Genomic DNA, 10,983 nt, shown 5'->3' on the forward strand with positions numbered 1-10,983 from the left:
GCTCGCCCTCACCTACCGCGGAGGCATCGTGCTCGCCGCCGTCACCATCTGGCTACGCCAATAAGGAGACGCGCCCTAGGCCGTTGTCGGGTTCACGTGCGCTGGGGGCTCCCCGTCCCCCTGCTGCCCGATTCTCTTAGCCGCGCAACCGCGCCTCAAGTCCGCGCGCGTTGTGGTCGGGCTTCGCTGTGGTGGGGGCGCTTGGACTTGACCCGCGGTTGCGCGGCCAAGAACGGGCAGCTATCAGGGGGACGGGGAGGATGTGGGCACGCCTCACGCGTGTCGTGCCCGTTTCGCGTGCTTTGCCTGGCTCAGGACTGCCATGATCANGTGTCGTGCCCGTTTCGCGTGCTTTGCCTGGCTCAGGACTGCCATGATCATCCAGGATCGCCTACATCACGAGGATTCCGCGAGCATCACCATGACTGCAGGGGTGTTGACGCTGGGGTAATCCTCGTGATGGCCCCCGAATCACGGTGAAATCTCACCACGTGGACGCCCCACGACACCAACGCCACACCGTAACGGGGCCAACGCCCGAGGCAGCCGTCGCCGCTCTTCCCCCGTCCCCCTGATAGCTGCCCGTTCTTTGCCGCGGGCGCGCGGGTCAAGTCCAAGCGCCCCAACCACAGCGGAGCCCCAACAACAACGCGCGCGGACTTGAGGCGCGCGCACGCGGCCAAGACAATCGGGCAGCAGGGGGACGGGGCCAACGCGCAGGGGGACGGGGCCAACGCGCAGGGGGACGGCCAACGCGGCAACCGGCCAGCTCAGGCGACCGCCGCCAACGCACCGGCCGTCGCCGCCAGCACCGGACCGTGGTCTGCCGCCCAGCGCTCGGCCAGTGGCAGCAGGTCGGGCAACTCCCGCTCCTCCACGACGAACGAGGGGACCGGCAGGCTGGCGCCGAGCTCGGCGAGGACGGGACGCAGCTGCAGGTCGGCGACGAACCGGTGCGTGGGAGCGGCCGCGACGGTCACCGGCACGGCGACGGTCCCGCGCAGCGCGCCGCCGGGCAGCCGGTCGAGGAACGCCTTGAGTAGCCCGGTATAGCTGGCCTTGTACGTCGGCGTCGCCACGACCAGCACCGACGCCTCCGCGGCAGCGGCCAGTGAGGCCTCGCCGTCCGGCGACAGCGCGCCCAGCCACTGCCCGCCGAACCGGGCCAGGTCGAACACCGGCCCGTCCGGCAGGCCCGCCCGCGCGGCGATCGCCGACGACAGCGCCGTCGCCACGCCCAGCGTGCGCGACCCCGGCTTCGGGTTGCCGACCACCGTCACGATGCTCATCCCGCGTGAACCTCCAGACCCGATCGAACCGGCGAACCGTCCGGGACGACGGGCACGACCGGCGCACCGGGCACCACCCGCACGGACACCGTCGTCCCGACGTCGACACCCAGGCGGAGGAACTCCGTCCGGGTCATGGTGGCGAGCACGAGCTGCTCGCCGGTGCTGACCTCGACCCGCACCTCGAACCCGACCCGCACGACCCGCGCGACCCGGCCGGCGACGGCGTCGGGGTCGTCGGCGCCGACAGCCACCGCGACGTCGTGCGGCCGCACCAGCTGCGAGCCCAGCTGTGTGACCGGGCCGAGGAAGCGCATCACGAAGTCGTTGGCGGGGGAGTCGTAGAGCTCGTCGGGCGTGCCGATCTGCTCGACCCGGCCGTCGTTGATCACGACGATCTCGTCGGCCACCTCCAGCGCCTCCTCCTGGTCGTGGGTGACGAAGACGGTGGTGACGTGCACCTCGTCGTGCAACCGGCGCAGCCACTCGCGCAGCTCCTTGCGCACCTTCGCGTCCAGCGCGCCGAACGGCTCGTCCAGCAGCAGCACCTTCGGCTCGACGGCGAGCGCGCGGGCCAGCGCCATCCGCTGCCGCTGGCCGCCGGAGAGCTGCGCCGGCAGCCGGTCGGCGAACTGCTCCAGGTGCACCAGCGCGAGCAGTTCGTCGACCCGGCGGCGGATCTCCTCCTTCGGCCGCTTGCGGATCTCCAGGCCGAACGCGACGTTCCGGCGCACGGTGAGGTGCTTGAACGCGGCGTAGTGCTGGAAGACGAAGCCGACGCCGCGCTTGCGGGCGGGCAGGCCGGTGGCGTCGAGGCCCTCGATGCCGACGGTGCCGGCGTCGGCCCGCTCCAGCCCGGCGATGATCCGCAGCAGCGTCGACTTGCCGCCGCCCGACGGGCCGAGCAGCGCGGTGAGCCGCCCGGACGGGATGCTGACGGACACGTCCTCGAGCGCCACGAAGTCGCCGAAGCGCTTGGACACGCCGGTGACCTCGATGCTCATCGGGGTTCCTCCTTCGGCCGGATGATCGAGACGACGACGATGCAGGCGACGGCGACCAGCGCGAGCAGGAACGCCGTCGCGTACGCGCCGCCCTGGTCGAAGTTCAGGTACTTCTCCTCGACGACGAGCGTGGCGGTGCGCGTCTCGCCGAGGACGTTGCCGGAGACGACCTTGACGGCGCCGAACTCGCCCAGCGACCGGGCCAGGCTGAGCACGACGCCGTACGTCACGCCCCACTTGATCGCCGGCAGCGTGATCCGCCGGAACGTCTGCCCGGCCGTCGCGCCGAGGCTCTGCGCCGCCTGCTCCTGCTCGGTGCCGATCTCCTCCAGGACGGGGACGACCTCGCGGATGACCAGCGGCAACGCGACGAACGTGGTCGCCAGCACGATGCCCGGCGTCGCGAAGACCACCTGCAGCCCGGCGTCCTCCAGCGCCGGGCCGAACCAGCCGGAGCGGCCGCCGTAGACCAGCACCAGCGCCAGCCCGACCACGATCGGCGACACCGACAGCGGCACATCCAGCAGCGCGTTGAGCAGCCGCCGGCCGGGGAACCGGTACCGCACGATCAGCAGCGAGATGCCGACGCCGAACACCGTGTTCAGCACGACGGACAGGATCGCGACGACGACGGTGAGCCGCAGCGCGTGCGCGACGTCGGGGTCGTCGACGATGCCGCGCAGCTGGTCGAGGCCGTCGGCGAAGGTGTGCTGCGCGACCAGCCATAGCGGCCACGCGACCAGCAGCACCAGGTACGCCGTCACGACGGCGCGGGCCGCCCACCGGCCGGGCCCGCGGCCCCTACCCACGGCGGCCCACCCGGCGCTGGATGACGTCGAGCGCGACGATCACCGCGAACGAGACCGCCAGCAGCACCGTCGCGACCGCCGCCGCGTTGCCGAGGTTGTCGTTCTCGATGCTGCTGAGGATGCGCACCGACGTCACCTCCGTCTGCATCGGCAGGTTGCCCGACAGCAGCACCAGCGAGCCGTACTCGCTGACGCCGCGGGCGAACGAGAGCGCCGCGCCGGCCGCGATCGCCGGAGCCAGGGCGGGCAGGACGATCCGCCGGAACGTGGTGAACCGCGACGCCCCCAGCGACGCGGCCGCCTCCTCGACCTCCGGGTCCAGCTCGGCCAGTACCGGCTGCACCGTCCGGACCACGAACGGCAGCGTCACGAACAGGAACGCCAGGAACACCGCGGCCCGGGTGTTGGCGACGTCGACGCCGAGCGGGCTGTCCGGCCCGTACAGCGACAGCAGGACCAGTCCGGCGACGATCGTCGGCAGCGCGAACGGCACGTCGATCAGCACCTCGAGCGCCCGCTGGCCGGGGAACCGGTCGCGCACCAGCACCCATGCGATCAGCGTGCCCATCACCACGTTGACGACGGTGACCAGCATCGCCGTCCCGACGGTGAGCCGGATCGCCGCCGCCGTCTGCTCGTTGGTCACCGCCTGCCAGAAGCCGCTCCACCCGCCGGCGGCCGCCGTCGCGACGACGGCCGCCAGCGGGATCAGCACCAGCAGGCTGAACCAGAGCATGGCGACGCCCAGGCCCAGCCCGGAGGCGCGGGTGAGCCGCCCGCCGGCGACGACCGGCACTGAGCTCACTCCGCCTTCCCGGACTCGGCGATGATCCTGGTGATGATGCCGGTCTCCTCGTCGAAGAACTTCTCCGACAGCGCGCTCCAGCTCTCGAAGTCGTTCTCGACGGTGAGCAGGTGGGCGGGCGTGGGGAACGGGTCGTCGGGGTCCTGGGCGCCCTCGACACCGCTGATGTCGACACCGTCGATGACCGGCCGGAAGCCCTTCAGCGCGAACTGACGCTGGCCCTCCGCGCTGAGCACGAAGTCCAGCCACTCCTGCGCCTTCGGGTCGGCGTCCTTCAGCACCGCGCCGGGGTTCTCGATGAGGATCGTGGTCTCCGGGATGACCCAGTCCAGCTCCTCGCCGTTCTGGGTGGCGAGGATCGCCTCGTTCTCGTAGGCGAGCAGCACGTCGCCGGTGCCGCCGAGGAAGCTGGTGGTGGCGTCGCGGCCGCTGTTGGGCAGCGAGACGACGTTGGCGAACAGCTGCCGGACGAACTCCTCGGCCTCCGCGTCGGTGCCGCCGTTCGCGGCGACGTGTCCCCACGCCGCCAGCGCGTTCCAGCGGGCCGCGCCGGACGACGCCGGGTTCGGCGTGACGATCTCGATGCCGGGCTGGACGATGTCGTCCCAGTCCTGGATGTTCTCCGGGTTCCCCGGCCGCACCGCGAGCACGACCACCGACGACGACACCACGCCCTTCGTGGGTCCATCGTCCCAGGTCTCCTCCACCAGGCCGGCGTCGACCAGCCGGGTCACGTCGCTGGTGACGGAGAAGTGGACGTAGTCGGCCTCGAGGCCGGCCTCGACCGCGCGGCTCTGGTCGCCGGACGCGCCGTAGGAGCTGCGGAACCGCACGCCGGCGCCCTCGTCGGTCTGGTTCCACTCCTCGGCGATGGCGACGTTGGCCGCCTCGGGGACCGCGAAGCCGACGATGGACAACGTCGTCTCCTCGCCGCTGCCGGACGCGGTGTCGGCGTCGTCGCCCCCACAGGCCGCGACCGCCAGGCCGCCGGCGAGGACGAGCGCGATCGCTGCTCTGGAACGGGTGCTCATGGATGTGCCCCTCGATTCGATGGTGTGGAACGGCGAGTCATAGTAATCAGAGTGGATTAGTAGTCAATAGTCCCATCTCGCATGTTGAGCGAGATTCGTTCGCATGGTGGTCAGTCGAGGCGGTAGCCGTGCCCGCGCAGCGTGCGGATCCGCCGTCCGTGCGGGCCCAGCTTCACCCGCAGCCGCCGGATGTGGACGTCGACGGTGCGGGTGCCGGCACGGGTGGCCAGCGGCCAGACCTCGTCGATCAGCTCGGACCGGGTCACCGCGCGGCGGCGGTTCTCGATCAGGTACGCGAGCAGCTCGAACTCGCGGTGGGTCAGCGCCACCGGCCGCCCGTCGACGACGGCGGTGCGGGCGGCGTGGTCAAGGTGGAACCCCGGTGCCGGCTCCTCGATCGCGGCCTTGACGGCGCGCAGCTGGGCGCCGGCGTGGCTGGGGGAGCGCAGCGCGATCGCGGCCGACGTCTCGGCGGTGGGCAGCAGCTCCTGGGCGAACTCGCGCAGCAGCTCGGCCAGCTCGACGACGGTGGTGCCGGACCGGCCGGCCAGTGCCTCGTCGACCTCGACGAAGACGACCAGGCCGAGCGGCGACGGTTCCGGGACGGCGGACAACGGGGGCACGGCGGCAAGAGACATGGTGACTCCCGGGGAGGGTGGGTGGACCGCAGTGTGAGGAGCGGGAGTCAGCGACAGAGCTGGCTGGCGACACGCATCAGATCGACGGCGCGTCGCTGGGTGAGCAGCAGCCTGGGCACGCCACCAATTTCCTATGGAGTTGATGGGAAAGCAACCGGCCATCCGCATCGTGGGAACCCGGGGATTATGGTGTGGGCGTGATCGACCTGCGCAGCGACACCGTCACCCGCCCGACCGCCGCCATGCTCGCCGCGATGGCCGGCGCCGAGACCGGCGACGACGTCTACGACGAGGACCCCACCGTGCACGCGCTCGAGGAGCGGGTGGCCGGGCTGCTCGGGCACGAGGCCGGCCTGTTCACCGTCAGCGGGTCGCTGGCCAACGTGCTGGGCGTGCGGTCGCTGGTCGCGCCGGGTCAGGAGCTGCTGTGCGAGGAGCGGGCGCACGTCGTCCGCGCCGAGCTGGGCGCGCACGCCGTCTGGCACGGCGTCACCACCCGCACCTGGTCCGACCCGCGCGGCCACGTCGACCTCGACGCCGTCCGCCGCCTGATGACACCCGACGCCGGGCCGTACCTGGTCTCGACGGCGGCGATCGCGGTCGAGAACACCCACAACTTCGCCGGCGGCACCGTGCAGCCGCTGGAGACGCTGCGCGAGCTGCGCGCGCTGGCCGAGCCGGTCGGCGTCCGCCTGCACCTCGACGGCGCCCGGCTGTGGAACGCCCACGTCGCCACCGGCGTCGCGCTGGCCGACTACGGCCGGCTGTTCGACACCGTCTCGGTCTGCCTGTCCAAGGGACTGGGCGCGCCGGTCGGCTCGGTCCTCGTCGGGCCGGCGGCCGCGATCGCCGAGGCGCGGGTGTGGCGCAAGCGGCTCGGCGCCGGCTGGCGGCAGGCCGGCGTGCTGGCGGCGGCCGGCCTGTACGCGCTGGACCACCACATCGAGCGGATGGCCGACGACCATGCGCACGCCCGGCTGATCGCCGACGCCGTCGCCGAGGCCGACCCGTCCGCCGTCGACCCCGCCACGGTCGAGACCAACGTCGTCATCCTCGACGTCGGCGACCGCGCGGCCGGGCTGGTCGAGCGGGCGGCCGCCGAGGGCGTGCTCACCGGCGTCGTCGGTCCCGGCCTGGTCCGCCTCATCACGCACCTCGACGTCACCGGCGACGACGCCAAGCAGGCCGCCGGAGTCCTGGCCCGCCTCGTCCGCGGCTGACGCCGCGCCTCCCCACGCCGGCCCCTCCGCCCGGCGCCGTCAACTGTTGATCATGGAGAAATCGGGGTTCCGCCGCTGGGCGAACCCCGATTTCTCCATGATCAACGGGGTGTGAGAGTCGTCGGCGCGTCCGTACTGCGAGATGACGGCGTCCATCCATTGACCACAATCCCGGCCTAGGCGACTATTCCTATAGTTCTGACGGGTTAGATGGTTGGAGGCCGCCGGGTGCGCACCCTCGTCCTGCTGGGCCTGGTCGGTTTCGCCGCCCAGCTCGTCGACGGCAGTCTCGGCATGGCCTACGGCGTCACCTCCAGCACGCTGCTGCTCGCCGTGACGGCGAACCCGGCCGCCGCGTCGGCCACCGTCCACCTGTCCGAGATCGGGACCACGCTGGTCTCCGGCCTGTCGCACTGGCGGTTCGGCAACGTCGACTGGAAGGTCGTCGCGAAGATCGGCGTCCCCGGCGCCATCGGGGCGTTCGCCGGGGCGACCTTCCTGTCCAGCCTGTCCACCGAGGCCGCGGCGCCGGTCATGTCGCTGATCCTGCTGGCGCTCGGCGTCTACCTGCTGGTCCGGTTCACGCTGCGCGGCCTGCCGGCGCGGCGCGACCCGCGGCCGCTCGGCCGGCGGTTCCTCACGCCGCTCGGCCTGGTGGCCGGCTTCGTCGACTCCACCGGGGGCGGTGGCTGGGGCCCGGTCGGCACGCCGGCGATCCTGGCCAGCGGCCGCATGGAGCCGCGCAAGGTCATCGGCTCGATCGACACCAGCGAGTTCATCGTCGCCGTCGCCGCCAGCGCGGGCTTCCTCATCGGGCTGGGCACCGAGAACATCGACTTCGCGTGGGTGGCCGTGCTGCTGGCCGGCGGCGTGGTCGCGGCGCCGATCGCCGCCTGGCTGGTGCGCGTCGTCCCGCCGCGGGTGCTCGGCTCGGCCGTCGGCGGCATGATCGTGCTGACGAACGGCCGGACCATCCTGCGCAGCGACTGGGTCGACGCGCCCGGCGGCGTGCGTGCCGCCGTCTACGTCGTGGTCGCCGTCGTGTGGGCGGCCGCGCTGGCGTACTCGATCCGCGCGCACCTCCGGCAGCAGCGGGCGGTCGCCGCCGCGGAGCCCGAGCTGGTGCGGGTCGGCTGAGGCCCTACAGCCCGACGGGGGAGGGGTCGCCCAGCCGGCGGCCGGACGCCGGGATGAGCCGCCGCAGCGTCGATGCCAGCTCGCGGACGTCGGCGCCGGCCAGCGATTGCGGCCCGTCGCACAGCGCCGCCTCGGGGTCGGGGTGGACGTCGACGAGGATGCCGTCGGCGCCGACCGCGATGGCCGCCCGCGACAGCGGCAGGACGAGGTCGCGCCGCCCGGCCGAGTGGGACGGGTCGACGATGACGGGCAGGTGCGACAGGCGCTGCACGACCGGCACGGCTGCGATGTCGAGCGTCGTCGCCGTCGCGGTCTCGAAGGTGCGGATGCCGCGCTCGCACAGCACGATGTCGAGGTTGCCGCGCTGGGCGACGTACTCGGCGGCCATCAGCCACTCGTCGACCGTCGCCTGGATGCCGCGCTTGAGCAGCACCGGCTTGCCGGCCCGGCCGACCGCCTGCAGCAGCGCGGTGTTCTGCATGTTGCGCGCGCCGACCTGCAGCATGTCGGCGTACCCGGTGACGAGGTCGACGTCGCCGGGGTCGATGACCTCGGTGACCACCGGCAGGCCGGTGACCTCACGGACCTCGGCCAGGATGTGCAGGCCGACCTTGCCCAGGCCCTGGAAGTCACGCGGCGCGGCACGGGGCTTGAACGCGCCGCCGCGCAGCATGGTCGCTCCGGCCGCCTTCGCCATCTCGGCGGCCTCGAGCGTCTGCTCCAGCGACTCGACGGCGCACGGGCCGGCGATGAGCGTGAAGGTGTCGGGGCCGATCATGACCGGGCGTGCGCCGGTACCGGTGCCCACGACGACGGTGCTGCGGACCGGCTGGTGGTCGAGGCTGACCAGCTTGTACGGCGTGGAGATGGCGATGACGTCGGCGACACCGGGCAGACTGCGCAGGTTGAGCGCGCGGAAGTGGTCGACGTCGCCCACCAGGCCGATGATGGTGCGTTGGACGCCGCGGCTGACGAAGGCCTCGCCACCGGTGGTGCGGACCCGCGACACGACGGCCTCGATCTGTTCCGGCGTCGCATCGGGCGACATCACGACCACCATGACGCAACCTCCCGCCTCGTCCCCAGTCTCGAAACTAGGGCACTGAAAGCCTAGTTCGGCAGGCTTGTCCGGGGAGTAAGACAGTTGGTCACAATCAGGTCACTTGACATCTCATGTTGTTATTTCCGGGAACTCGGCTGTAATTCCTTCAGCAGCGAAAGATCTTCGGCATAAGCGGGCGGGCCGCCGGGCGTCTCCAGGACCACCGGCAATCCGGCGACCGATTTGTGGTGGAGCAGCTCGCCGAACGCCGCCGCCCCGATGTGGCCCTTGCCGATGCGCTGGTGCCGGTCGCGGAACGAGCCGCAGCCGTCCATGGAGTCGTTGGCGTGGACGGCGGCCAGCCGGTCGGCGCCGGCGACGTCGGCGAACCGGTCGAGCATCGCCGTCATGCCGCCCGGCGCGGCGAGGTCGTGGCCGGCCGCGTACAGATGACAGGTGTCGAGGCAGACGCGGGCTCGCGGGTGGTGGTCCAGCGCGGCGAGGTACGGCCCGAGGTCGTCGACCGTCGCACACAGCGACTGGCCCTGGCCGGCGGTCGGCTCGAGCAGCAGCTCCGGCCCGCCGGGCGCGCCGTCCAGCTCGTCGAGCAGCGGCAGCAGCAGCTCGCGGACCTGCCGCAACGCTGCGTCGCGGCTGCCCGCCGTGACGCACGAGCCGGTGTGCACGACGACGCCGGCCGCGCCGACGGCACGGGCCCGGCGCAGCGAGTGGGCCAGCGCGGCGGCCGAGCGGTGTGCCGTCTCGGGCACCGGGCTGCCGAGGTTGACCAGGTAGGCGGCGTGCACGAGGACGGTCAGGCCGTGCTCGGCGGCGGCGTCACGGAAGGCGGCGTCGGCCTCGGGGTCGCCCGGCGTCACCGCCCAGCCGCGCGGGTTGCCGAGGAACACCTGCACCGACGACGCGCCGACGCCCGCGGCGCGTTCGGGCAGCGTGGCCAGCTTTCCCGCCACGGGGAGGTGGGTGCCCAGCAGGGCCGGCGCGTCGGTCACGAGCGTCCTCGGTGGGCGGGGTCAGAAGTGGATGATGCGGACGACGCTGCCGGGCGCGAGCAGCTCGCCGCCCGCGGGTTCCTGGTTCTGGACGCGGTCGCCCCGGCCGTTGTCACTGAAGTCGGGGAACAGGTTGACCACCTCGACCTCGAAGCCGGCCTCGCGCAGAATTCTCTCGGCGTTCTCGACCCTTTCGCCGCGCACATTCGGAACTTCGATCAATTCCGGTCCAAGTGAGACGACGATCGTGATCTCGTCGTGACGGAAACCGGTGCCGCCGGCGGGATTCTGTGAGATGACCACGCCCGCCTCGACGTCGTCGGAGTGTTGTTCCTCGGTGGTGACCTGGAAGCCGGCCTCGGTGAGCGCCGTCCGCGCCTCCTCGGCCGAGCGGCCGGTGAAGTCCTGGATCTCCAGCGGCTGCGGGCCGCGGCTCACGGTGACCGCGATCTCGGTGTCGCGGCGCACCTGCTCGCCCGGCTCGACGCTCTGGGTCAGGATGAGCCCGGCCTCCACCTCGTCGTGGTAGACCTCGTCCTCGACACGGACGGTCATGGACAACGGCTCGGCCAGCTCGTTCGCCTCGTCCACGGTGCGGCCCACCAGCTCAGGGACCTCGTACCGCTCGGGGCCGCGCGACAGCACGTAGGTGATCTCGCCGCCGCCGAGCAGCCGTTCGCCGGGGGCGGGCTCGGTGCGCAGCACCAGGCCGGCCTCGACGGTCTCGGAGAACTCCTCGCCGCCGTTGACCGCGGTGAAACCGGACTCCTCGGCCCGGGCCTCGGCCTGCTCGGCGGTGAGGTCGAGCAGCGACGGCGTCGACTCCCACCGTCCGGACCCGTACCACCAGGCCGCGGTGGCGACGCCGATGGCCAGCAGGAGGACGAACAGGAACAGGTACAGGCCGCGGCGGCTGCGCGCCTGCTCGGTGCGGCGATGCCCGGCGGCGGCCCGGGTGCGGGCGTCGGCCGGGCGACCGGCCCGCGAGCCGGCGGCCG

The 10,983-nt window shown here is 72.4% G+C and carries 12 protein-coding genes; 2 read left to right on the top strand and 10 right to left on the bottom strand.

The window, feature by feature from the left end:
* Nucleotides 1-770 precede the first annotated feature (770 nt).
* The 7 genes from DY240_RS03190 to DY240_RS33960 form a co-directional block, all read right to left on the bottom strand.
* Nucleotides 771-1,289, bottom strand: a complete 519-nt coding sequence (locus DY240_RS03190; protein WP_119658520.1) for an NAD(P)H-dependent oxidoreductase — start codon at nt 1,287-1,289, stop codon at nt 771-773.
* A complete protein-coding gene (locus DY240_RS03195) occupies nt 1,286-2,293 on the bottom strand; it encodes a sulfate/molybdate ABC transporter ATP-binding protein (RefSeq protein ID WP_119658521.1) in 1,008 nt (335 codons plus the stop codon). Before DY240_RS03195 ends, DY240_RS03190 begins: the two co-directional genes overlap by 4 nt.
* Nucleotides 2,290-3,102, bottom strand: coding sequence for a sulfate ABC transporter permease (locus DY240_RS03200; RefSeq protein ID WP_119658522.1), 813 nt, complete (start codon nt 3,100-3,102; stop codon nt 2,290-2,292). The genes DY240_RS03195 and DY240_RS03200 overlap by 4 nt, the downstream gene beginning before the upstream one ends.
* On the bottom strand, nt 3,095-3,838 hold the full coding sequence (gene cysT / locus DY240_RS03205; protein WP_119658529.1) for a sulfate ABC transporter permease subunit CysT: 744 nt from the start codon (nt 3,836-3,838) through the stop codon (nt 3,095-3,097). The genes DY240_RS03200 and cysT overlap by 8 nt, the downstream gene beginning before the upstream one ends.
* A gap of 65 nt (nt 3,839-3,903) precedes the next feature.
* Nucleotides 3,904-4,938, bottom strand: a complete 1,035-nt coding sequence (locus DY240_RS03210; protein ID WP_119658523.1) for a sulfate ABC transporter substrate-binding protein — start codon at nt 4,936-4,938, stop codon at nt 3,904-3,906.
* A 110-nt stretch (nt 4,939-5,048) separates the two neighbouring features.
* A complete protein-coding gene (locus tag DY240_RS03215; protein ID WP_158602717.1) occupies nt 5,049-5,576 on the bottom strand; it encodes a winged helix-turn-helix domain-containing protein in 528 nt (175 codons plus the stop codon).
* Nucleotides 5,577-5,623: 47 nt separating this feature from the next.
* Nucleotides 5,624-5,695, bottom strand: coding sequence for a putative leader peptide (locus DY240_RS33960; RefSeq protein WP_369124115.1), 72 nt, complete (start codon nt 5,693-5,695; stop codon nt 5,624-5,626).
* A 78-nt stretch (nt 5,696-5,773) separates the two neighbouring features.
* On the opposite strand from DY240_RS33960, the gene DY240_RS03220 reads away from it, so the two are divergent.
* Both DY240_RS03220 and DY240_RS03225 read left to right on the top strand, forming a co-directional pair.
* Complete coding sequence (locus DY240_RS03220) at nt 5,774-6,796, top strand: threonine aldolase family protein (protein WP_119658530.1); 1,023 nt, start codon at nt 5,774-5,776, stop codon at nt 6,794-6,796.
* A gap of 228 nt (nt 6,797-7,024) precedes the next feature.
* Entirely contained in the window at nt 7,025-7,933 is a 909-nt protein-coding gene (locus DY240_RS03225) for a sulfite exporter TauE/SafE family protein (RefSeq protein WP_119658525.1), read from the top strand.
* A gap of 4 nt (nt 7,934-7,937) precedes the next feature.
* On the opposite strand, the gene aroF is transcribed toward DY240_RS03225, so the two are convergent.
* From aroF to DY240_RS03240, 3 genes are all read right to left on the bottom strand, one after another.
* Nucleotides 7,938-8,993, bottom strand: coding sequence for a 3-deoxy-7-phosphoheptulonate synthase (aroF, locus tag DY240_RS03230; protein WP_119658526.1), 1,056 nt, complete (start codon nt 8,991-8,993; stop codon nt 7,938-7,940).
* A 119-nt stretch (nt 8,994-9,112) separates the two neighbouring features.
* A complete protein-coding gene (locus DY240_RS03235; RefSeq protein ID WP_119658527.1) occupies nt 9,113-9,985 on the bottom strand; it encodes a deoxyribonuclease IV in 873 nt (290 codons plus the stop codon).
* Nucleotides 9,986-10,006: 21 nt separating this feature from the next.
* Nucleotides 10,007-10,983, bottom strand: a 977-nt coding sequence (locus DY240_RS03240; protein ID WP_119658528.1) for a PASTA domain-containing protein, incomplete at its 5' end; no start/stop codon positions are given.

It is taken from the genome of Jiangella rhizosphaerae (assembly GCF_003579925.1).
GTDB classification, from domain to species: Bacteria; Actinomycetota; Actinomycetes; order Jiangellales; family Jiangellaceae; genus Jiangella; species Jiangella rhizosphaerae.

Excerpts from the sequence above, each read along its gene's own strand:
- aroF (WP_119658526.1), bottom strand. The coding sequence starts at position 8,993 with ATGGTGGTCGTGATGTCGCCCGATGCGACGCCGGAACAGATCGAGGCC.
- DY240_RS03210 (WP_119658523.1), bottom strand. The coding sequence starts at position 4,938 with ATGAGCACCCGTTCCAGAGCAGCGATCGCGCTCGTCCTCGCCGGCGGC.
- DY240_RS03190 (WP_119658520.1), bottom strand. The coding sequence starts at position 1,289 with ATGAGCATCGTGACGGTGGTCGGCAACCCGAAGCCGGGGTCGCGCACG.
- cysT (WP_119658529.1), bottom strand. The coding sequence starts at position 3,838 with ATGCTCTGGTTCAGCCTGCTGGTGCTGATCCCGCTGGCGGCCGTCGTC.
- DY240_RS03195 (WP_119658521.1), bottom strand. The coding sequence starts at position 2,293 with ATGAGCATCGAGGTCACCGGCGTGTCCAAGCGCTTCGGCGACTTCGTG.
- DY240_RS03215 (WP_158602717.1), bottom strand. The coding sequence starts at position 5,576 with ATGTCTCTTGCCGCCGTGCCCCCGTTGTCCGCCGTCCCGGAACCGTCG.